The 22997-nt window shown below is 36.9% G+C and carries 18 protein-coding genes and 1 pseudogene; 12 read left to right on the forward strand and 7 right to left on the reverse strand.

Annotation, left to right across the window (positions count from 1 at the left end):
- Positions 1-18: 18 nt before the first annotated feature.
- From VB713_RS02650 to VB713_RS02670, 5 genes are read left to right on the forward strand one after another with little or no spacing between them, the layout of a single operon-like run.
- Positions 19-795: a phytanoyl-CoA dioxygenase family protein gene (locus VB713_RS02650; protein WP_323310035.1), complete on the forward strand. Its 777-nt coding sequence runs from the start codon at positions 19-21 to the stop codon at positions 793-795.
- Positions 796-813: 18 nt separating this feature from the next.
- Positions 814-1809, forward strand: coding sequence for a class I SAM-dependent methyltransferase (locus tag VB713_RS02655; protein WP_323310036.1), 996 nt, complete (start codon positions 814-816; stop codon positions 1807-1809).
- Positions 1810-3300 (forward strand): UDP-2,4-diacetamido-2,4,6-trideoxy-beta-L-altropyranose hydrolase, encoded by a 1491-nt coding sequence (gene pseG / locus VB713_RS02660; RefSeq protein ID WP_323310037.1) that lies wholly within the window; start codon positions 1810-1812, stop codon positions 3298-3300.
- A gap of 8 nt (positions 3301-3308) precedes the next feature.
- Positions 3309-4388, forward strand: coding sequence for a pseudaminic acid synthase (pseI, locus tag VB713_RS02665; RefSeq protein WP_323310038.1), 1080 nt, complete (start codon positions 3309-3311; stop codon positions 4386-4388).
- 2 nt (positions 4389-4390) lie between these two features.
- Positions 4391-6829 (forward strand): glycosyltransferase family 1 protein, encoded by a 2439-nt coding sequence (locus VB713_RS02670; protein ID WP_323310039.1) that lies wholly within the window; start codon positions 4391-4393, stop codon positions 6827-6829.
- 57 nt (positions 6830-6886) lie between these two features.
- Here the strand turns inward: VB713_RS02670 and VB713_RS02675 are convergent, their stop codons facing one another.
- From VB713_RS02675 to VB713_RS02690, 4 genes are all read right to left on the reverse strand, one after another.
- Positions 6887-8056, reverse strand: a complete 1170-nt coding sequence (locus VB713_RS02675; RefSeq protein ID WP_323310040.1) for a glycosyltransferase family 4 protein — start codon at positions 8054-8056, stop codon at positions 6887-6889.
- Positions 8057-8297: 241 nt separating this feature from the next.
- Positions 8298-10514 carry an O-linked N-acetylglucosamine transferase, SPINDLY family protein gene (locus VB713_RS02680; protein WP_323310041.1) on the reverse strand — a complete coding sequence of 739 codons (2217 nt, stop codon included), beginning with the start codon at positions 10512-10514 and terminating at the stop codon, positions 8298-8300.
- Positions 10515-10651: 137 nt separating this feature from the next.
- Positions 10652-11221 (reverse strand): type IV pilin-like G/H family protein, encoded by a 570-nt coding sequence (locus VB713_RS02685; RefSeq protein WP_323310042.1) that lies wholly within the window; start codon positions 11219-11221, stop codon positions 10652-10654.
- Between the two features lie 325 nt (positions 11222-11546).
- A complete protein-coding gene (locus VB713_RS02690) occupies positions 11547-12875 on the reverse strand; it encodes a class I SAM-dependent methyltransferase (protein ID WP_323310043.1) in 1329 nt (442 codons plus the stop codon).
- Positions 12876-13323: 448 nt separating this feature from the next.
- Here VB713_RS02690 and trxB point away from each other — a divergent pair, with 448 nt between their 5' ends.
- From trxB to VB713_RS02710, 4 genes are all read left to right on the forward strand, one after another.
- The gene (trxB, locus tag VB713_RS02695; protein ID WP_323310044.1) at positions 13324-14691 is read left to right on the forward strand and encodes a thioredoxin-disulfide reductase; all 1368 of its coding nucleotides are present in this window, start codon (positions 13324-13326) and stop codon (positions 14689-14691) included.
- 136 nt (positions 14692-14827) lie between these two features.
- Positions 14828-15715, forward strand: a complete 888-nt coding sequence (locus VB713_RS02700) for an ABC transporter permease (RefSeq protein ID WP_323310045.1) — start codon at positions 14828-14830, stop codon at positions 15713-15715.
- A gap of 318 nt (positions 15716-16033) precedes the next feature.
- Entirely contained in the window at positions 16034-16195 is a 162-nt protein-coding gene (locus VB713_RS02705; protein ID WP_323310046.1) for a hypothetical protein, read from the forward strand.
- 15 nt (positions 16196-16210) lie between these two features.
- Positions 16211-17095 carry an ROK family protein gene (locus tag VB713_RS02710; protein WP_323310047.1) on the forward strand — a complete coding sequence of 295 codons (885 nt, stop codon included), beginning with the start codon at positions 16211-16213 and terminating at the stop codon, positions 17093-17095.
- 50 nt (positions 17096-17145) lie between these two features.
- Here VB713_RS02710 and VB713_RS02715 read toward each other — a convergent pair whose 3' ends face one another.
- Positions 17146-17574, reverse strand: coding sequence for a hypothetical protein (locus VB713_RS02715; RefSeq protein ID WP_323310048.1), 429 nt, complete (start codon positions 17572-17574; stop codon positions 17146-17148).
- Positions 17575-17721: 147 nt separating this feature from the next.
- On the reverse strand, positions 17722-19359 hold the full coding sequence (locus VB713_RS02720) for a CTP synthase (RefSeq protein WP_323310049.1): 1638 nt from the start codon (positions 19357-19359) through the stop codon (positions 17722-17724).
- Positions 19360-19670: 311 nt separating this feature from the next.
- On the opposite strand from VB713_RS02720, the pseudogene VB713_RS02725 reads away from it, so the two are divergent.
- The 3 genes and pseudogenes from VB713_RS02725 to VB713_RS02735 all read left to right on the forward strand — a co-directional run.
- A pseudogene (locus VB713_RS02725) lies at positions 19671-20441 on the forward strand (N-acetylmuramoyl-L-alanine amidase); the annotation flags it as partial.
- An 88-nt stretch (positions 20442-20529) separates the two neighbouring features.
- The gene (locus VB713_RS02730) at positions 20530-22281 is read left to right on the forward strand and encodes an N-acetylmuramoyl-L-alanine amidase (RefSeq protein ID WP_323310050.1); all 1752 of its coding nucleotides are present in this window, start codon (positions 20530-20532) and stop codon (positions 22279-22281) included.
- Positions 22282-22377: 96 nt separating this feature from the next.
- Positions 22378-22593: a hypothetical protein gene (locus tag VB713_RS02735; RefSeq protein WP_323310051.1), complete on the forward strand. Its 216-nt coding sequence runs from the start codon at positions 22378-22380 to the stop codon at positions 22591-22593.
- 25 nt (positions 22594-22618) lie between these two features.
- Here VB713_RS02735 and VB713_RS02740 read toward each other — a convergent pair whose 3' ends face one another.
- A complete protein-coding gene (locus tag VB713_RS02740; protein ID WP_323310052.1) occupies positions 22619-22840 on the reverse strand; it encodes a type II toxin-antitoxin system VapC family toxin in 222 nt (73 codons plus the stop codon).
- Positions 22841-22997: the final 157 nt, after the last annotated feature.

A 22997-nucleotide genomic window follows, 5' to 3' on the forward strand; every position in this document is an offset into this window, starting at 1 on the left:
CAAGGTAGATTTTTGAATATGCTTAATAAGAATCAACTAGAACAGTTTCATAAAGATGGATTTCTGCTTATTCCATCGGTATTAACACAAGAACAAGTTATAGAAATTAGAAATTCTCTGATTAACTTGTTTAACTCAGCAATCGAGTTTGAAGGAGATACTAATAATTTGCGATTTGATATTTGTAATCGATATTCTGAGTTTCGGTGGTTACTCATACACCCACCAATTGTTTCTGTCTTAAAATCTATTTTAGGAGAAAACTTTGTTTATTTGCCAGAGATGGCAGCACATACATCTTTTTATTCAACTTGGCATAAAGATACAACCTCACAAGAAGCTGCTGGACACCAGTTTCAATGGCAATCTGATTATTTAATGTTAGAAGTAGCTATCTATCTTCAAGATAATGATGAATATGGTGGTGGACTTGATGTGATTCCCGGTTCTCATCTATATCCTGATTTAACTACAAACAGGGAAGCTCATGAATTTTGGTCAAAGATTACACCACCACCCTACATTTATTCAATTCCGAGTAAAGTTGGTGATTTAATTTTATTTGATTTTAGGATTCACCATAAAGCCTCTTTACCCACCAATTGTTCTGTAGAATCAATACCAGATTCAAAGCGTAAATTTGCGCTGTTTTTTGCTTGTAGTGTAAATAATGATCATGTTTTTATCTATAAAAAATTTATTTACAGTCGCCCAAGCTATTATTATTTGCAAGACCATAAATATCAACAAGATTTTCTGAAATTAATTACTGATAATGGATTAATACTTGCTTAATTAATAAGGTTAACATTTATGTTTAAAGAAAATGACATTCGGCCTCAAGGGTTAATGCAAGGTCAATCTGAAAGATTGACTGTTGATATTAATCGCTTACTCAAATACAAAAATAATTTTATAGATGTCCCTTGTCCTGCTTGTAATTCAGTAGATAATTATAGAATTTATAAAAAATACGAGATTCAGTTTGTAAGTTGTCGAGACTGTGAAACAGTATATGCCAATCCCAGACCTAGACCAGAACATTTAGAGGAGTATTATCAATATTCGGAAAATTATGCTTACTGGAATAGATATATATTTCCAGCTTCTGAATCAGCAAGAAGAGAAAAAATTTTTAAGCCCAGAGTTGCAAAAGTTCTTGATATTTGTCAGATATTTAATGTCTCAACTAATACTATTTTGGAAGTAGGAGCAGGATTTGGTATTTTTTGTGAGGAGATTAAAAAAACAGGTGTTTTCCAAAGAGTAATCGGTGTAGAACCTACTCCTGATCTGGCGGAAACTTGTCGCAGTCGGGGTATAGAAGTGATTGAAAAACCCATAGAGCAAATTGATTTTAGTAATAACCAGATTGATGTAATCGTTAATTTTGAGGTTATAGAACATTTATTTTCTCCTCAAGGGTTTGTATTAAAATGTTATGAAGTGCTAGTTTCAGGAGGAATATTTATTTTAACTTGTCCGAATGTCAAGGGCTTTGATATAGTCACATTGGGCAATATTTCTAATGCTGTGGATAATGAACATATTAATTTATTTAATATTAACTCTTTAACAATTTTATTAGAGTCTTGTGGTTTTGAAGTGATTGAAAAACAAACTCCAGGAAAATTAGATGCTGAATTAGTACGCAATAAAATTATTGCTGGTGAATTTGATGTGAGTAATCAACCTTTTTTAAAACAGATTTTAATAGATGAATGGGATAGTAAAGGTGAAGCATTTCAATTTTTTTTATCGGCAAATTTACTTTCATCTAATATGATGCTAGTTGCTAGGAAGCCTTAAATGAATATATTAATTCGTGCAGATGCTTCAAGCAAAATTGGTACAGGTCACTTAATGCGATGCTTGGCTTTAGCACAAAAATGCCAAAAAAAAGAATGGCAAGTAATTTTTTATATCAATGATACGGCATCAGTTTTTGCTGATCGTTTAATCGGTCAATCCATAGAAGTTGTTTATCTCCGATCTTTGTCAGGAAGTGTTCAGGATGCTCAAGAAACATCTAATCTAGCCAAAGAGTTGAATTGTCAATGGGTTGTAGTAGATGGTTATAATTTTGGTGCTGATTATCAAAAAATAATTAAAGACAGGGGACTAAACCTTCTATCTATTGATGATTATGGTCACGCAAATCATTACTATGCTGATTTAGTTTTAAATCAAAATATTACTGCTAATGAAAAGTTTTACTATAATCGAGAACCTTATACTCAGTTGTTACTTGGTACAGATTATGCGCTGTTACGACGTGAGTTTTGGCAGTGGCAAGGATGGAAAAGAATAAATCCACCGATAGCAAAAAAAATACTTGTGACAATGGGAGGTGCTGACCCTGACAATGTTACTTTAAAGGTAATTACAGCTTTACAAAACTTAGAAGATAATGAACTAGAAACCGTAGTTATTGTAGGAGGAAGTAACCTCTATTATGAGCAACTGAAATTAGCCTCACAAAAATCGCAGTTTCCTATCCGGTTAGAAAAGAATGTGACAAATATGCCTGAGTTAGTGGCTTGGGCAGATTTAGCGGTTTCTGCTGGTGGTAGCACTTGCTGGGAATTAGCTTTTATGGGTTTACCCAGTTTAATTTTAATTTTGGCAGAAAACCAAAGAGCGATTGCTCAAAAATTAAATGAGTTAGGAATAGCTATCAATCTTGGATACTATCAGGATGTTAATATTACTGAGATATCATCAGCAATTGATCAATTAATCATATCTGCAAATCTACGAGCAGAAATGACTAAATTTAGCCAAAAATTAGTAGATGCTAAAGGCAGCCAACGGGTTTTAACTTATATAGAAAAGGATTTATTAAAAGTACGTAGTGTATGTAAAGAAGATTGTAAATTGTTATGGGAATGGGCAAATGATCCAGAAGTACGCGCAGCTTCTTTTGCTTCAGACCCCATTGCTTGGGAAGATCATGTTCAATGGTTTAATAGCAAACTGACATCTGAAAATTGTGTGTTCTATATTGTTACAAATTACCAAAATTTATCTATTGGGCAAGTTAGATATGATATAGAAAATAATCAAGCTATTATATCAATTAGTATTGATCATAATTTTCGTTATCAAGGTTATGGTAGTCACTTGCTGAAGATAGCACAAGAACGACTTTTTCAGGAACAAGATATAACTAGAATTCATGCCTATATTAAACCCAGCAATCAATCGTCGATTAAGACATTTACTAAGGCTGGTTTTCAGAGTATGGATATAACCACACAAAAAGGACATCCAGCAGTTCATTTAATATTAGATAGGTAGGAATCAATTTGAACAATTACCAGCCAGAAATTAATACTACCGGGATCAAGATTGGGAAAAATTATCCCCCATTTGTGGTTGCTGAAATGTCTGGTAATCACAACCAATCTCTGGAAAGAGCTTTAGAAATAATTGAAGCCGCTGCTAAAGCTGGAGTTAATGCTATTAAAATCCAAACTTACACAGCAGACACTATGACTTTGGACATAAATCAGGGTGAATTTTACATTAATAATCCTGATAGTTTATGGCATGGCAATTCACTATATCAGCTATATGAACAAGCTTACACACCTTGGGAATGGCACAAATCAATATTTGACAAATGCAAAGAGTTGGGACTCATTGGTTTTAGCACTCCATTTGATGTTACTGCTGTAGATTTTTTAGAATCTTTAGAAGTTCCTTGCTATAAAATCGCTTCTTTTGAAAATACTGATTTACCACTAATTCGTAAAGTTGCCAGCACTGGTAAACCCATGATTATTTCTACTGGAATGGCCACAGTAGCAGAACTAGATGAAACAGTTATAACTGCAAGAGAAGCCGGATGTCAGGACTTAATATTACTTAAATGTACCAGTACTTATCCCGCAACACCAGAAAATACTAACCTGCTCACAATTCCCCATTTACGTGACTTGTTCAATATCCAGGTAGGTTTATCAGATCATAGTATGGGAATTGGTGTAGCTATAGCTAGTGTGGCGCTAGGGGCTACATTCATTGAGAAACATTTTACATTGCGTCGGGCTGATGGTGGTGTTGATTCTGCTTTTTCAATGGAACCTGAAGAAATGCAACAATTGGTGATTGAAAGTGAAAGAGCGTGGCAAGCAATGGGTAATATACAATATGGAGCAACTGAAGCTGAGAAAGATTCTTTGACTTTTAGGCGATCGCTCTATGTGGCAAAAGATATGCAAGCAGGAGAAGTCTTTACATCAGAGAATCTTAAATCAGTTCGCCCTGGTCTTGGTTTACCTCCAAAATACTATGACATATTTCTTGGTAAAACAATTAAACAGAATCTGAAAAAAGGTACACCAGTAACTTGGGAATTATTTGACACATCATTCAAAAAATAATTATGTTAACATTACAAGAGACTTTATCCAGCCAAAATAATCTTTATCAAATCTGCTCTGAACGTCAATTTCCAATATATGAGATTTTTTCTGGAAATATCTTTTATGGACATGATTACATTTTAAAAAAATATGTGAATTTGCCCGCCACCTATGCTCTCAAAGCAGTAGTTCCACATGGTCCGTATCTTACAGATACTATATGGGAAGCAGAAATACATTCTCCCTTACCTGTAATTTTTGCTTATCCTCCCTATCATGAACAAACTTATATCCAATTAAACCAAAAGTATGCAGCCAATAAAGTTATTATTCCTTCTGCATCACCATTCTTATATCTGCTGGAATTGCTAAAACAACATCCACAGTCAAAGAGAAAAGGTACAATTTTTTTTCCTGCACATTCTACACATCATGTTACTGTACAATTCGACTGGGAAAGCATAGCAGAATATTTAAACAATTTAAGTGAAGAATATCAACCAGTTACAGTGTGTATGTACTGGAGAGACTTTGAGCTTGGGAGACATTTGCCTTTTCTAAGACGAGGCATGAAAATTGTCTCAGCAGGTCATATGTTTGATAAAGATTTTTTATTTCGCTTTTATCATCTTTGTTCCACACATATTTATGCAGCTAGTAATGATATAGGATCGAATTTATTTTTTTCTATTAAATCAGGTTGCTCATATTTTTATATTGATTTATCTAATTGTTTTTATAACGCTAAAAGTGATGATATCCTGAAACGAGATGTGAGTACGACACCAGTAGAAAGACTGGACGTTCTCAAGTCTTTATTCCAAAATCCACAAACTTACACAACATCCGAACAGATGCAGGTAGTAGATTACTATCTCGGTGCTAAGTATTTAAAATCACCAGAAGAGTTACATGAACAGGTTTTTTATGCAGAAGAGTTATTTAAAAAAAGCAGTAATAATAGACAGATTATTCAAGCCTCATATAATAGTCATAAACTATTACCTAAAATTTTAATTGATTGTATCTGTTTCCAATTCTCACCTAATGGGATTTCTCTGATTTGGAAATCTCTATTCCAAGAGTGGCTCAATAATGGCTTTGCCCAATATATTATCTTGATTGATAGGGGTGAAACAGCACCTAAGCTACCAGGAATTAGATATGTAAGTTTACCATATTATGATTATCATAATGCCGAACAAGATCAAGAACTTATTCAACAAGTCTGCGATACAGAAGAAATAGATGTATTCATATCAACTTACTATACAATACCGACAAAAACTACTTCTGTGTTCATAGCATACGATATGCTACCAGAACTCATGGAATGGGATTTAAATCATCCTATGTGGAAAGCAAAGCATCACGCAATTGAAAATTCAACAGCTTATCTTTCTTTTTCTCAAAATACTGCAAAAGATTTAGTTCGATTTTTTCCAGATATTTCTTTAAAAACAGTAACTATTGTTGCAATTGGTATTGATCATCAGAATTTCTCAGTTGCCACCCTAGATAAAATTAATACATTTCAGTCTAAATATAGTATTTCTAAACCTTACTTTCTTGTTGTTGCTGGTGATAGAGGTTATCAGAATAGTATTTTATTTTTCCAATCTTTCGCTCAACTAGCTAGTAAAAAGGGATTTGATGTTGTTTGTATCGGTAGTGATTCAACATTATCATCTGATCTAAGAACCTGTACATCAGGGAGTTTAGTCCATATCTTGCAACTTAATGAAGAAGAGTTAGCAACTGCTTATTCTGCTGCTATGGCGCTGGTTTATACATCAAATTATGAATCTTTTCGATTACCAGTACTAGAGGCGATGGCTTGTGGATGTCCTGTAATTACTAGCAACAATCCTGCAATTATAGAATTAACTGGAGAAGCTGCAATATATGTGAATGATAATGATGTAGATAGTATGATAAATGCACTTTGTGATGTGCAGAAGCCGAATATTCGTAGTTCACTCATCAGTGCAGGTTTAAAACAAGTTAAATGCTTTTTTCTCTCAGAAATGGCTAATGAAGTTAGTTCGGCTTTAATTGATGCTACTCTTTTACATTTAAATTTAAGAGAAATTAATTATATTATTTTTCCCGATTGGTCACAGGCAGAAGAGAGAATCTGTTTAGAATTACAACGAGTAATTAAAACCTTGGCGCTTCATCATGATAGCGAACGTATCACTCTTTTAATCAATACAAATAACATAGAGATTAATGATGCTAATATTTTAGTCTCTAGTATTTTGATGAATCTAATGATAGAAGAAGAATTAGATATTGAGAAACTAGAAATTTCAATGCTAGAGGATTTATCCAAAATTCAATGGCAAGCTTTATCGCCTTATATTTGTGCCAGAATTATTTTAGAAATTGAGAATAAAGTTGCAATAGCAAAATTTATAAGTGAAGTTATTACATTCTGTGAATTGAATAATATCTAAAATTTTAGATGTTGAAAGTATTATAGGGTAGGTACTAACTGCCAACCCTACAAATTATCATTTTAAAGTAAGATATTGAGACAGATTTACTTGCTTAAACAAAGCCTCTTCTAATTGATCTACTGTATGCTTGAGACTGAATTTAGATAATGCTCGCTGCTGTCCATTTTTAGTCATCATTTCCCATTCATTAGGATGATTAACTAAGTAATATAAATTATCAGCAAGGTCTAAAGGATTTTCTGACTCAAATATTAATCCTGATTTCCCATGCTCTACGGCTTCTGGTGAACCTCCTGTATTACTAGCAATAATTGTTAACCCAGCAGACATAGCTTCAATTAAACTAATACTAAAAGGTTCTTGAAAACGGGAAGGTAAAACTAAAACATTTTGGGTACGATACAACTGCTTGAGTTCTTGACGAGATAAAACCCCGGTAAACTTAACCTGCTCTTCTAAACCTTCAGATTTAACGAATTCTTTTAGCTCATCTACAAATTCAGGAATTAAAGTTCCTCCAGCAAAGGTAGCAGTAAATTCCATACCTTCTACTTGCAACAAAGTCAGAGCCTCTATTAGCACATCAGCCCCTTTATAAGGCATCAATAAACTGGCATAAACAATATGTAATTTATCTCTGGGTGGTAATTCAGCTTGATAAAATTCTTCTACAGGTGCGCCCAGATAAATAGTTTGAGCAGTTTGTGCCGGATACCCTTGTTGCTTTAACCCCTCTCGAATCCAATTACTACAGGTGACGAATTGATACAGTCTACTTTTAGGAGCTAACTCAGCAATATAACCAGGAGCAGAATTCATCAGAAAATGAACTATGGGGATGTCATCAGCCAGGATTTTTTCTAATAATTCTACTCTAAAAAAATCAATATTTCCTGCAAGGCAAATATCTGGTTGAAAAGTTTGTAACTCTGAGGCTAGAATTTCACGATTGATTAACGTCCGCACTGCAACTTGCTCAAAAGCAAATTCCTGTGGTCCTTGTTTTGTCCATGCTCCACACAGGTGAAAACAGCGTTTAATTTCAGGTTCAGGGTTGTTATAAGTAGAGTTAGAAGTATAGTCTTCAGTATTGCTAGTTAAAACTAGTACCTCATGACCACGACTATTTAATATCCGAGCAAAGTCGGCTATTTGACGCTCATAACCACCAATAACTTGAGGTGGATATAAATTACTAATAATTAGAATCTTTAACTTATCCAAACTTCTCTCCTTTAATTACTTAGTTTCAAATATATTTGATCCACAATAGAAGGTAAATGAGATACAAAATTTCAATCAAAACTCAAGTATTAGGCAGTTTTTGATCAGGACTTATAAATTCTCAAATCTTCTTTACAAATCACTTCTTTCTCTAATATTCGGTTGGAAGTTTTTGAGTTGTCTTACAGCACCCTTGGTAAATTCGATTTGATAGTTGAAGATAAAAGTCCTTACGACGTGCCTATTTGCTATCAAGATACTTTTGCCACATTTGCTGATAAGCATTTTCCATTTCACTAGCAAATTGCTTACTATTCCACAGAGGTGATGTTTGTCTTGACTGTCGTAAATTCCAAGTAATTTGTTGTCTTAATTTTTTATCTTTACCCAAACGTACACCCCATCCAATATACTCCTCATCACTCCAAGCAATACCTTCGGTAATACCCGCATTTACCATCATGCTGTAACTATTGCGAGCCGAAAATTGTTCTCCCACTTTTGTTACTAACGGTACACCTACCCACAGGGTTTCCATCGTGGTAGTTGCACCATTATAGGGATAGGTATCTAATACCACGTCTGCAATTTGCAAATTAGCACGATGGATTGCTGATGATGGGACTTTATTCAAAAAACGTAATCTTTCCTTACTTACTCCCTCCTCTTCGGCAATTTGTTCAAAGAACTGTCTCACTACTCCTACTTCTTTATTAATATCTTTAATTAAAAAATAACTATTGGGTACTTCTTTCAGAATTTTCATTTGTAACCGCACATTATCAGGGTTACGCTTATAACCTGCTTGAGCGCTAAAATAAATCACAGCATCATCAGGAATTTCTAAACCTTTCCTAGTTAAAGTCGGTACACCAATTTCAAAACCATCAACTGCTAAATAGGTATTTGGTAAACGCCAAATTTTCTCACTGTAATATTCTTGAGCATATTCTGGTAACACATAATTGTCTGCAATATAGTAATCTATGGTTGGTATTCCTGAAGCATCCCAACCTAACCATGTTACTTGAATTGGTGCTGGTTTCAATGCCATTGCTTCACAACTAATATCCGCAGTCATGCTATCTAAATCTACTAAAATATCAATTTCATCTTGATATATTTGTTCAGCAATTTCGATGCCATCTCTTCCCAGTTTTCTAACATGATCTGATTTTTGTTCATACCAATCTTGCAAGAAATCATGAATATGAGAACGATAAGTTACAAAATAAGTATAAATTTCAAATTCTTCGCGATTATGATGTTGATATAACCATCTTGCTAACCAACCTACAGAATGTTCTCTTAAGCAGTGGGACAGATAACCTATTTTCAGTTGTTTTTTTGGTGTTTTAATTCTTTTCTCATTAGATTGAGAATAACGATTAAACTGTTCTTGAGCATAAATTTGAATATTGTTTTGGCAAACTTGCAAAACTTGATTATGCAAGAATCTGTTTTCTCTAGGTGTATCACGAATATATGGTAAATAATATGTACAGTTTAATAAGCGATAAATTCTAGTTCTCTCTAAGTTTGGTTGTTCTTCAATTAGCTGATGTAAATAACTTTCATATTTATCAATTACTGGTAAAGCTTCATACCATCTTCCTCCAGAACGTAGAAAACCCTGTAATAATATTACGTAAGCATTAATAAAATCATTAGTCTTTTCAGCTAGATTACATATCTTTTTACTAATATCAATACCTTGATCAAAATCACCTAGCTCATAATGAAAAGCTGCTAAATGACTCAAAACTTCCGAAATAACTTCCGCGTCGGGATAATTGATATCTAAAGCTAATTCAGCATATTTAATAGCTAAATCAAATCTATGTCCTGTATAAGCTGCTTCCAAAGCAGTTAACATTACAGTATGAGTAAGTTGTAAATTATCTAGATAAGAAATACAAGCTTGAGGAAAATTTAAGATCCAAGGTTCATACCAGATTAATTTGAGAGTTTTTTGTAGGACAGTAAATAATAATTCTCTATCTATTTTTGCTAAGTCAGAATTTAAAATTTCAATAATTTCTAATTCTTGAAAATTCTCTTCTGTGAGATTTTCTAATTCTAGTGATAGTTTGATTAATTCTAAAATATTGTTAATATCTTCAGGAATAATTTCTCGAAGATGTTGACGAATAACCCAAGCAAATTTATATTCTTGTAATTCTTCCTGTCTTCGTGCTTCTGTTTTTAAAACTGTAACTAATTCATAAGTCCACTGTTCAATTTCTGCATCTTCTCCATCAAAAACTGCTAACATCCAACTCGTCTGTGCTTCTGCTTCTTTTCCTTGCAAAAGTAAGGATAATCCTAAATACCAGTAATATTCTTTAACTTCTGGTTGCTGATTAATTAATTCTTGATAAAGTGTTGAGGCTTGGAAATAGTCACCTGTGTAGAAATTTGTAAAAGCTTGTTTTTTTAAAGATTCAAAATTATTCATAACTACAACAATGAAAAGTAGTAAAAATAAAATAAAAAGTAGGTAAAAAGATGCCTACTTTTGCTTAGTAATATCAAATTGTCTGTAGTAATGGTTTCAAAAATTCAGTAAGTTTTAAATCCATTTCATACATCTGACTACTCAATTGCTTTGAAGCCATTGGCGGTAGCGCATACTGGTGCGGTTGTGTCAACTGCTGCTGTAACCGTTACACCGTTAGCAGCATAAGCACCTGCATCTTTCTTCTGACATAGAATTGCAGTTGTTGTTGTAGCACCACCAGATTGAATCAGGTCAGTAGCACCGATAAATGCTCTCAAGTTAGCGGCATTTTTTGGCTCTGCAACGTTAAGTGAGGCAACCAAAGCACCAGCAGCATCTAAAGCACCACCACCAATTTTCTCAAGTTTGTAAGTATAGTTAGTAGTACCAGTAGCAATACCTAAACCCATGAGAGTGATGTCAGTAGCAAAGGTTTGATTTTCTAAGTAATAGGTTTGTTGTCCACGGTTCATAGAACCAGCGTATTGTTTACCTTCAGATTCTCTGGCTTTGTTCGCTTGGTTCAAGAAGGAAGGTAGAGCTATCGCTGATAGAATACCAATAATGATGATTACAACTAACAGTTCAATTAAGGTGAAACCTTCGTTGTTATTTTTTTTGCCGAGGAGGTGTTGGATAAATTTAGCTTTCAGTTCAGTTTTCATAGTAGTTTTCCTTGGGGTGAAGTATTGTTTTTTCCCTTGTGCTAATAACTTACCCACATCTGATCAGTTTCATATCACCCTACGGAAAAACTTTTTTTACTAAATGGAATAAATAGACTAAAAAGCTTATTTATTAAGGCTTACGGCTATTTAGTGTTTGGTGAAAAATCTGGCATGACAAGACCAATCTGACTAAAATCTAGACTTTTCAGAAGATAATCGACTTAACATCTATAGGATTTTTGCACTTTCCGCTTCTACAGAGTTGCGAGAAGGCTTTGATGCTTGAGATCAGGAACTATAAAGCACTCACTAAGAAATAGAATCAGGATTGACGCTCTAACATAATGTAATCAAAATCCTCTAGAACCTGTAGCAGCTTTTGTAATAAATGAAAAACCTTGACTTTATCTGTAGGTTCTGCTGTCAGAGGATCAAGAGGTCTCAACTTTTGCCAATGCTCCACTAGGGACATCATAGGTAAGGGTTTGTCAAACACAGGTAGCAAGCAAAGAGCTATTGAGCTATCTATATAAACAAATTCCTCTGTTAAAGCTAGATATTTACGGATAGGAAAGGTTTTGCCCTTGCTTATACAATCGATAACGGTTGTTTTGAATGTAGAGGTTTTTAATTGTGGATGCAGATGTACTATTACATTTTCCCAGTTAGAATCAGTCCATTCGGGAATCGGTACAACAGTATGTGCTGCTTGAGGATTACCACACCAAAAATCCAGTAATCTATGAATAGGATGGAGAAGTTCAAATAAATGTAAACTATCTTCTATAGATATTTCCGGTAAGCTCATTCCTAGAAAAGCAGGTAAATTATCTGGTTCTTTGAATAGGTTCATCAAGTCCCATTGTCGCCAGTTCGTCATCTTGATAAACTCTAAATCAGCCATATTCAAAGCTAAAAAAATATCATTAATTATGTAACCCTTATCCCCTTGGAATAAGTAGTTCATAAGAATAGTTTCTTTTTTTTCCTCCCCTTCATAGCCCGCAGTCCAAGTTGTAGCTTTGAGATTGATATTATCCTTTAAAGCCTTCATGGTATCAGTGACGATTTCTATTTCTAAATCTTCTGGATTTCCATCCATCAAACCCATCAGAGTAAAGACTTTCTGAGCGCGAAAAATATTTACTCTCTGAAGTGAACTATGTAGGTTGCTACGAATAATACCATCTGGCTTTAATACAACTTTCATTGCTTGCAACGCCACAGCTATATCAGGGAAAAGATAGAGAACTTCATCACAATTAATATAATCAAATTTATAATCTAGCTTGGGTAAATCATATATTGACACAACATGAAATTCAGCATTATCAAAACCATGATATTCCAAACGCTGCCGTGCAAGTTTAACCGACTCTTCAGATATATCAACACCGACAATTTTGGCTCCAGGATTTGCTTCGGCTAGAACTAGAGATTTATAACCAGTGCCACATCCGGCATCTAAAATTACTTTGTCTTTAGTATCTATAACTTTTTGGTTTCTTAAATAGTAAGGTGTGACTAAGTTATGAATGTAGAGTAAATCAAGATCATTTTTAGGTGATTTATCTAAGGGAATTGTGGGATAGGGGGAGCTATCAAATTGTTGGCGGATTTTTGCCCATAAATCGGATGTTGAATTTGTCATGGTAATCGCTCTTAATGGTCTGTTGATGATGATACTTGCTGATATTTATTGGTTATATAGAGATATTTGAGGAAACGTCTCTATATTTCTAGTTGTCTTTTGGCAGATACTCCTTTCCCAGCGTAAAATTAGACATTAATTGATCGAAAAATCAGTCTATTCTGGGGTTAACTCTATGTCTATTCCTTGAGTGGGAAGGGAGTATACAGATCAATAACAGTATGCCCCAATAGTTAAAATTTATATCAACATGAGGAATTTCTCGTTTCCATACTTTGTATTGGGAACTAATTTTAGAATACTCTGCCTTTAGTGACAAGAGGCAGAGCCTCTGTGATGGCATTCCCAGCCGGAGACTGGGAACGAGATATCTTGTTGTTATTACCACTTCTCAATTTATGCTATATTAAATTAATTAAGCGTAGTCGTTATGAGTTTGGATAAATATATGACTAACCTCACAGTAGAAAATTTGGTAATTATCGGTTCTGGCCCTGCTGGATACACAGCGGCTATCTATGCGGGACGTGCTAATTTAAAACCTGTTGTCTTTGAAGGATTCCAAGCGGGGGGTTTACCGGGGGGACAACTGATGACAACGACAGAGGTTGAGAACTTTCCTGGGTTTCCCCAAGGGATAACAGGCCCGGAACTGATGGATAATATGAAGGCGCAGGCTGAACGCTGGGGGGCGGAGTTATATACTGAGGATGCGATCGCTGTTGATTTGAGTCAGCGTCCGTTTATTATTCGATCGCACGAAAGGGAAGTAAAGGCGCATAGTATAGTTATCGCTACTGGTGCGACAGCTAAACGTTTGGGTTTACCCAGTGAAAATGAATTTTGGAGTCGGGGAATTTCTGCTTGTGCGATTTGTGATGGTGCAAGTCCAATTTTTCGTGGTGCAGAGTTGGTGGTTATTGGTGCAGGTGACTCAGCCGCAGAGGAAGCAATTTATTTAACTAAATACGGTTCTCCGGTGCATTTATTGGTGCGTTCTGAGAAAATGCGAGCTTCTAAAGCTATGCAAGATCGGGTTTTGAGTAACCCGAAAATTCAGATACATTGGCATACAGAAGCGGTGGATGTAGTAGGTAAGGAACAGATGACTGGTGTGCAAGTTCGTAATAATCAAACTGGGGAAGAAACAACGATTCCAGCTAAAGGGTTATTTTATGCTGTTGGTCATACGCCCAATACAGAGTTATTTAAAGGACAATTAGACTTGGATGAGGTGGGATACATCATCACTAAACATGGTGGTGTGGAAACTAGTATAGATGGTGTATTTGCTGCCGGTGACGTGCAGGATCATGAGTTTCGGCAAGCTATTACAGCTGCGGGTACTGGTTGTATGGCGGCGATGTTAGCGGAAAGATGGTTATCATCAAAGGGTTTAATCCATGAGTTCCATCATTTACCTGAAACAGCGGTTAATGAATTAAAACCTCAGCCAGGAACACAGACAACGGAAACGGAAGCGGAGTTTAATTTGCAAGCTACACGCCATGAGGGTGGTTATGCTTTAAGAAAATTATTCCATGATAGCGATCGCTTGATCTTAGTAAAATATATCTCTCCCGGTTGCGGTCCCTGTCATACATTGAAACCCATATTAAATAAAGTAATTGATGAATTCGATGGTAAAATCCACTTTGTGGAAATCGACATTGATAAAGATAGAGATATTGCTGAGAATGCCGGAGTGACAGGAACTCCAACTGTGCAATTATTTAAAGATCAGGAATTGGTGAAGGAAGTTAAGGGTGTCAAACAGAAGAGTGAGTATCGACAGTTGATTGAAAGTAATTTGTAGGGTGATATTTCTCTCGTTTTCTCTTTCCCCGGCTCTGCCTGCATCACTCTAGATTATTTGAGGCAGAGCCTCAACATCTGCATTCCCAGTCTCAGACTGGGAACGAGTCTTAAGAAGCCCCAGTCAACAGTCTCCCATGACCATTACAAAACGCCAAATACCGAGTTTTCTTAATTTTGCCAAATCTAACCTATCCCAGCGATTTATGCTGATAGGGTTATGTATGACGCTATTTTTTATCTTTTTAGCCTTTTTTGCACCTGTATTACAGGGTTGGGGGTGGCTGCAAAATCCGAAAGAATTTCTCTCTAACCCTATTCATGAAGCACCTTCACTTAAACATTGGTTTGGTACAAGTCGTTTAGGTTATGATGTCTTTTCTCGGACTATATTTGGTGTGCAAGCGGCGCTGCAAGTAGTGATATTGGCTACTGCACTAAGTATGGTAATTGGTGTACCGCTAGGGATGGTAAGTGGCTATTTAGGCGGAAAATTAGATAAAATCTTGCTATTCCTCATGGATAGCATTTATACTTTGCCAGGATTATTACTTTCCGTAACATTGGCATTTGTGGTGGGGAGAGGAATATTGAATGCTGCGATCGCAATTAGTATCGCCTACATTCCCCAATATTATCGCGTAGTTCGCAACCACACCGTCAGCGTCAAAACCGAAGTTTACATCGAAGCCGCGCAAGCAATGGGCGCTTCTACCTGGGTTGTCCTGTCACGCTATTTATTTTTTAATGTCATTCAAAGCGTTCCCGTCCTCTTTACTCTCAACGCCGCAGATGCCATATTAGTTTTAGGCGGGTTAGGATTTTTAGGGTTAGGATTGCCTGAAGAAGTCCCCGAATGGGGATATGATTTAAAACAAGCTCTGGAAGCACTACCCACAGGCATCTGGTGGACGACACTTTTTCCTGGTTTAGCAATGACAATTATGGTTGTAGGGTTATCACTACTTGGTGAAGGGTTAAACGACTTTGTTAATCCTCGTCTAAGAAGAGAAAATAGGCAATAGTTATTGGTTATTAATCATCGAAACAGAACAAACAACTGACTTTAGGGGTTTAGCAGTGCTATACTCAAAATTGCTAAAACCTGGACTTTTTTATAATACAAAGAATAAGTTCAAAGCCTCTCCCCGTTGCGGTGAACCAGCGCAGTAGGCGGGTTTCCCACCGTAGGCGACTGGTAAACCCGAAGGGGGAGAGGTACTCTTCGAGAAGCCGCTTCGCGTCTATGGAGAGGGGTTCCATATTTGGTTAAACAATGAACCATTTGCAGTATAAACCCCTTCAACTAGCAAACGACAACTAAACAAATACAAGAGATTATTGTGAAAGATAATATTACTTTAATTGCTGCTGCAACCGGTGGGTTAATGCTTTCTGTAGCTTTATCTGGTATTTTAAAAGGCGCACCTGTAATAGATTGGCAACGGGTAAGTCATAATTCATACCCAGTTGCGAATGTGCGAATTATTAGTAAAAATCAATAGACTTGGTAATGGGTAATGGGTAATCAAGTAATTGGTATTGATTTAGGGGGAACTGCGATTAAACTGGGGCGATTTACAGAAAATGGTAATTGTTTACAATCATTAACTGTGGATACTCCCCAACCTGCAACACCAGCAGCCGTATTATCTGCAATAGTTGATGCCATATCTCAAATTGACCTAGATAATCAAACTATAGCTATAGGTGTGGGAACTCCTGGCCCTGCTGACGCAACTGGACGCATTGCCAAAGTTGCCATTAATTTGGCAGGATGGCATGATGTACCTTTAGCAGATTGGTTAGAAGCAAAAACTGATAAACCAACCATTTTAGCTAATGATGCTAACTGTGCCGGTTTAGGGGAAGCTTGGTTAGGTGCTGGCCGTCAGTTTCAAAATCTGATTTTACTAACTTTGGGGACTGGAGTTGGAGGGGCAATTATCCTTGATGGTAAATTATTTGTCGGACATCAAGGTGCAGCAGCAGAATTAGGTTTAATTACCTTAAATCCCGATGGGCCAATGTGTAGTAGTGGTAATCAAGGTTCTTTGGAACAGCATACTGCAATTTCTGCTATTCGTCGTCGCACTGGCAAAGAACCAGCAGAATTAGGCGCACTTGCCCAAGCAGGAGATCCTGAAGCATTGACTTTTTGGCAAGAATATGGTCAGGATTTAGGAATTGGTTTAACAAGTTTAATATATGTTCTCACACCCCAAGCAGTGATTATTGGTGGTGGTGTCAGTGCTAGTTTTGAATTTTTTCTACCATCAATGCAAACAGAAATTGAAAAGCGTGTTTTACCTACTTCGCGTCTAGGGTTGCAGATTTTACCCGCACAACTTGGTAACTCAGCAGGAATGGTAGGTGCTGCTAAATTAGCATTGACAAAGATTTAGGAGATTGGGGAGTTAATATGCCAGTTGCGTAAGTCCTAGATTTTTACGAATTACAAATTATCAAAATAAAATCCTGTGTATTTTTTTAGGTAGTAAATAACCTTTGCGTAAGATTCTGCATTATTTGTAGGGTTAATAATAATAGGAAAATTAATATCTGGTAGCCAAAAGGTTAACCTACCATTTTGTTCCTGACAGAAAGAACTAATGTAGTTAAGATTAATGACATATTCTTTTCTCTCATATGTTATTTTTACCCAAAAATCATTGTCTGATTCCAGTCCTTGGGCGTACTCTATATATTTGGAAATTTTCTGATAATCTTCCCAATTACTATGGGGGTTAATAACTATAGGTATGTAACTATTGGGTAACCAAAAGGTAATTCTACCGTTTTTTTCATAGCAAAAAGTATTTACACGGTCGAAATTAATTACATATTCTTTCCTTTGATCTTGTATTTTTACCCAGTAAGCCACAAAATTGCCTCAACACAGACTACATATTTGTTTGTATCTCCTAAAAGTAATTTTACCCAAATTCTGATTTTTGCTACATTTTGTATTTTCAGGTGAACTACCCACCACTGCAAGCGGTGCAGCGGGGGCTTCAAAATCGGTGAGGGTTTAAAAAACTTGGACTGGTTTTGGTGTGGTTGGGGTGGGATGAGTATGGGAAATGGTAGCTTGCATGAATCCTTTAAATAAAGGATGGGGACTACTGGGACGGGATTGAAATTCTGGATGAAATTGACAAGCGAGAAAGAATGGATGATTGGGTAATTCGACAATTTCGACTAAACGCCCGTCGGGAGAAGTTCCACTAATAACATAGCCCGAATCTAACAATGGACTGCGATAAACGTTGTTAAATTCATAGCGGTGACGATGACGTTCGTAAATTACTTCTTCTTGATATAAATCAAAGGCTAGTGTGCCGGGTATAACGCGACAAGGATAAAGACCTAAACGCATTGTTCCGCCTAAATCGACTACATCTTGTTGTTCAGGCAATAGGTTAATAACTGGATCGCTGGTGTAAGGATCAAATTCGGCACTATTAGCATCGACTAATCCTGCGACGTTTCTTGCCCATTCAATCACAGAGCATTGCATTCCTAAGCATAAACCTAAGAAGGGGATTTGGCGATCGCGTGCGTATTTAATTGCCGCAATCTTACCATCTATGCCTCGGCTACCAAAACCACCAGGAACAACGATACCATCAACACCTGCAAGATAGTTTTCTGCTGGTTCATTTTCCAAAGCTTCTGAGTTTACCCACCGCAAACGCAAATCGCCATGAGTAGCAATAGCCGCATGACGCAGGGATTCCACCACAGAAAGGTAAGCATCACTTAAACGCACATATTTACCAACAATGGCAATTTCGATGCTGTATTTAGGACTATACATCCGTTCTACCATCGTTTCCCATTGCGTCAAATTGGGCTGACGCTGTTCCATTTGCAGTAAATCTAGGGCTTGGTGTGCCAGTCCTTCCCGTTCCAACATCAGCGGTACTTCATAGATACTGCTGGCATCTTGGGCAGCGATGACGCATTCTACTGGGACATCGCAAAATTCCGATAGTTTTTGTTTTAAACCTACAGGGATAGTGCGATCGCTCCGACATACTAAAATATCTGGTTGAATGCCAATCGATCTCAGTTCTTTCACAGAATGTTGTGTTGGCTTGGTTTTCATCTCACCCGCTGAGGCTATCCAAGGCAACAGGGTGACGTGCATATATAATACATTCTGCCGTCCTACCTCTTTGCGTAACTGGCGAATTGCTTCTAAAAATGGCAGTGATTCAATATCACCCACAGTCCCACCAATTTCAGTAATCACTGCTGAAGGATTGGTTTCTTTAGCAACTCTCAGAATCCGATCTTTAATTTCATTAGTAATATGAGGAATTACCTGTACAGTGCCTCCATTATAGTCCCCACGGCGTTCTTTATTAATTACTGACTGATAAATCAAGCCAGTAGTAACGCTGTTTAATCGGGACATTGAAGTATCAGTAAAGCGTTCGTAATGTCCCAAGTCCAAATCTGTTTCTGCACCATCTTGGGTCACAAAAACTTCCCCATGTTGAAAGGGACTCATCGTACCTGGATCGACGTTAATATAGGGATCAAGTTTGAGAATAGATACCGAATAATCCCGCGATTTCAGCAATCGTCCCAAACTTGCTGCTACAATGCCTTTACCAATACTGGAAACAACGCCTCCAGTTACAAAGATAAACTTAGTCATAGTATTTTCAATTTCTAGTAACTTCTAAAAATACATCCCGTCTGTGGAAAGATAAAGCCTATACCTGAAGGCTAATGAAACATAGCACAAGTAACTAACTAACTAGTTAAAAAAGGTTTAAAAGCTGCTCAAACAAGCTTTCACCACTTTTGCGTTCTGTCTACTTGCATTAGTATGAAGGATGAATTGTAACCCAAGGATAAATCGACGTGTTTTGTTCCGATTTATGGGCTTTTTTTTCATGCTTCATTCTTTATCCTTTATTACTCATTGTCTCACAGTCACCATCGTAAAATCTTCTGTGTTTTGCCGTGAAAAAAGTCTTAGGATTAGTAGTATTTAACTTCCTCTTCACTTCTTCCGTGGCTTTAGCACAAAGTTCTCTTCTAGTAGTTTTTCCCCTTACAAACTACCAAACCAGTACAGAAAAAATCTTTTTTATCGGTACAGCACCAGCAAATAGACAAGTTCTCATCAATGGTAAGCCGATTAAACGCAGCAAGGCTGGTCATTTTTCGCCCAGTCTACCTTTGCAGTTAGGGGAGAATGTGTTTAAATTCCGTTACCCAAATCAGGAACGAGAGATTAAAATCACAAGGCTTTCTACTCAACCAGAATTCCCAGAGGGTTTAGGCTTTGCTAAAGATTATCTAACTCCTGCTGTCGATATTGCTAGATTACCGGGAGAACTGATCTGTTTTGGGGCTATTGCACCTCCTCAAGCTAGTGTCTCTGTTAAAGTGGCTAATCAAACAATTCCCCTGTCACTACAACCGTTACAGGCCTAATTACCTGCAAATTCCAGCGTATTGACGGGAAGAAATCAGCCAACTACTTCTAGTCCTAGCAAATATCAAGGCTGTACAACAGTGGCCAAAGTTGCCGATTTAGAACAACCTCTATTTAGTTTGACATTGAATGGTAATACTGCTACTCAACTTGGTTAGGGCAAAATTTCAATTTTGACACCTGCACAACTGCCAGTTACTGAGGTGACAGTAGTATCAGGTATGTCTCGTACTAGACTTGGTACTGATTATTTTCGACTGACACCATTATCAAAAGAAACAAGAGCTTCTATTGGTGTATTTTGGAATAATGTAGCAAAAATTTCTAAAAATAGATTTCGTCCCATCGAGTTAATATCATTAAATATTTTGTATTTTTGCCGTGAAAAAACTTTTAGGATTAGTATCATTTAGCTTTATTCTTACCTCCTCCCTGGCTTTGGCACAACCACAACCATCACTTTTAGTGGTTTATCCTCCAGCCAATCACCAAACCAGTACAGAAAAAATATTTTTTATCGGTACAGCACCAGCAGATGGACAAGTTCTAATTAATGGTAAACCTGTTAATCGTAGCAAGGCTGGTCATTTTTCCCCTAGTTTCCCGTTGCAGTTAGGAGAAAATATATTTAAAGTTCGCTACCAAAATCAGGAACGAGAGATTAAGGTAACAAGGCTTTCTACTCAACCAGAATTACCACAAGGTTTAGGTTTTGCGAAGGATTCACTGACTCCCGCTGTTGATATTGCTAGACTGCCAGGAGAACTGATTTGTTTTAGTGCTGTTGCACCCCCGCAAGCTAATATCTCAGTGAAGCTGGCTAATCAAACTATTCCCTTGTCACCACAATCACCACAAGCACAATTACCTGCTAATTCCAGCATTTTAACCGGGCGCAATCAGGCTACTATTTCTAATATTAGTAAATACCAAGGTTGTACAACAGTCGCAAATCCTGGAGATTTGGGACAACCCCTATTTAGATTGACATTGAAGGGTCAGACAATCACTCAACGGGGTTCGGGAAAAGTGCAGATTCTAGCCCCAGAACGGTTAGCAGTTGCTGAGGTAATAGCCGCATCAGGTGTAGCACGGACGGGGACAAGTACCGATTATTCTCGACTAACACCCCTACCTCAAGGAACAAGGGCAACGGTTACAGGTACAGAAGGTGATTGGTTACGGTTAGATTATGGGGCTTGGATTAATAGTAAAGAAACTAAAATTCTCCCCGGTGCAGTTCCCCCGCAATCAGTAATTCGCAGTGTGGGATATCGTCAACTAGCTGGAGTGACGGAGATACGTTTTCCTTTGCAAGTGCCTGTGCCTGTGAGTGTGGAACAGAGCGATCGCATTTTTGCCCTCACTCTCTACAATACCACTGCCCAAACAGATACAATTCGTCTGGATGATGACCCCCTAATTTCTCGCCTGGATTGGCAACAGGTGACTCCTAATCAGATTAAATATACTTTTAACCTCAAAAAGCTCCAACAGTGGGGATATAAGCTGAGATATGACAATACAACTCTGGTCTTGAGTCTGCGTCATGCACCGAATATTCAGAATAGAAAACCCTTATCTGGCATCAAAATCTTACTAGATCCGGGACACGGTGGTAAAGAATCTGGTGCAAGTGGTCCAACTGGGTATTTAGAGAAAGACGTGAATTTGGTGATTTCTAAGTTAATGCGGGATGAGTTGGTGCAGCGTGGTGCAAAGGTGGTGATGACAAGGGAGGATGATCGGGATGTGTCTTTAGTGGAACGTCAGGAGATAATTAGTAGAGAACAACCTGCGATCGCACTTTCCATCCATCATAACTCCTTACCTGATGATGGCGATGCGGAAAAAACCAAAGGCTTCGGTACTTTTTGGTATCATCCCCAAGCACACAGCCTAGCAGTATTTTTACATAATTACGTAGTGAACAAACTCCGCCAACCTTCCTATGGCGTATTTTGGAATAATTTAGCTTTAACTCGTCCCTCTACTGCACCTTCGGTATTATTAGAATTGGGTTTTATGAGTAACCCTTATGAGTTTGAACAGGTAACGAACCCAGAAGAACAGAAAAAAATGGCGAAGACCTTGGCTGATGGGGTGACTGAGTGGTTTAGGAGCGTTAGGTAGAAGGTTGATCAAATTTTAATATTTTGATTAGCACAGTTATATTGCAGTGCGTTAAGCTACAAGTGGAACAGTAACGTTAAAGAAAAAGAAAAAGAGATGAGTAAATACATGGATATACAAGAATTGAAAGAACTCTATTCAAAGGGAGAAAGAAACTTTCAAAAAGTTAATTTATCAATTCCTAATATTGATGAATTATTAGCCAAAATCAATGAACTAGAAATGCAGAAACAAGAAAGTTTTCCGCAAGAAGTCTTAGAGAATATGGTTTTTAAGCAAATAGTCATAGATAACGAATACGAAATTCGGTAGATGGAGGAATTCAAAATCTAAAAATTTACCAAATAACTGAATTGTAAAATCCCATGATTATTTTATCTGATGTAATTAAATCAGCCTGATATTTTTTAGCTAAAGCAACAATAACCCGATCTGCGGGGTCTTTATGACTCCATTCTAAAGCAACACTTTCTAACCATAAATTTTCATCAATGGGAATTATTTTAATCCTGACGGGGGGACAAAGTACCTTGAAACCAAGACTCTGTAAGCCTTTCAATCTTGTTAGACATAAAAAGATACAGATCAATTTCCACCCTTATTGATTCCATTGTCAATAATTTCGTTCGGAAAATCCTATTTTACGTTGGTATTAATCCTAAAATTGGTTTGATATTTTGAATGGACTTCTCTTTCAAATCCTTGCGGTATAAGCT

Source organism: Anabaena cylindrica UHCC 0172, from assembly GCF_034931625.1.
Lineage (GTDB): Bacteria > Cyanobacteriota > Cyanobacteriia > Cyanobacteriales > Nostocaceae > Anabaena > Anabaena cylindrica_A.

Coding starts and splice junctions, on each gene's coding strand:
- VB713_RS02700 (WP_323310045.1), top strand. CDS start 14,828: ATGACCATTACAAAACGCCAAATACCGAGTTTTCTTAATTTTGCCAAA.
- VB713_RS02650 (WP_323310035.1), top strand. CDS start 19: ATGCTTAATAAGAATCAACTAGAACAGTTTCATAAAGATGGATTTCTG.
- VB713_RS02655 (WP_323310036.1), top strand. CDS start 814: ATGTTTAAAGAAAATGACATTCGGCCTCAAGGGTTAATGCAAGGTCAA.
- pseG (WP_323310037.1), top strand. CDS start 1,810: ATGAATATATTAATTCGTGCAGATGCTTCAAGCAAAATTGGTACAGGT.
- VB713_RS02685 (WP_323310042.1), bottom strand. CDS start 11,221: ATGAAAACTGAACTGAAAGCTAAATTTATCCAACACCTCCTCGGCAAA.
- VB713_RS02690 (WP_323310043.1), bottom strand. CDS start 12,875: ATGACAAATTCAACATCCGATTTATGGGCAAAAATCCGCCAACAATTT.
- VB713_RS02680 (WP_323310041.1), bottom strand. CDS start 10,514: ATGAATAATTTTGAATCTTTAAAAAAACAAGCTTTTACAAATTTCTAC.
- VB713_RS02670 (WP_323310039.1), top strand. CDS start 4,391: ATGTTAACATTACAAGAGACTTTATCCAGCCAAAATAATCTTTATCAA.
- trxB (WP_323310044.1), top strand. CDS start 13,324: ATGACTAACCTCACAGTAGAAAATTTGGTAATTATCGGTTCTGGCCCT.
- VB713_RS02710 (WP_323310047.1), top strand. CDS start 16,211: ATGGGTAATCAAGTAATTGGTATTGATTTAGGGGGAACTGCGATTAAA.
- VB713_RS02735 (WP_323310051.1), top strand. CDS start 22,378: ATGAGTAAATACATGGATATACAAGAATTGAAAGAACTCTATTCAAAG.
- VB713_RS02720 (WP_323310049.1), bottom strand. CDS start 19,359: ATGACTAAGTTTATCTTTGTAACTGGAGGCGTTGTTTCCAGTATTGGT.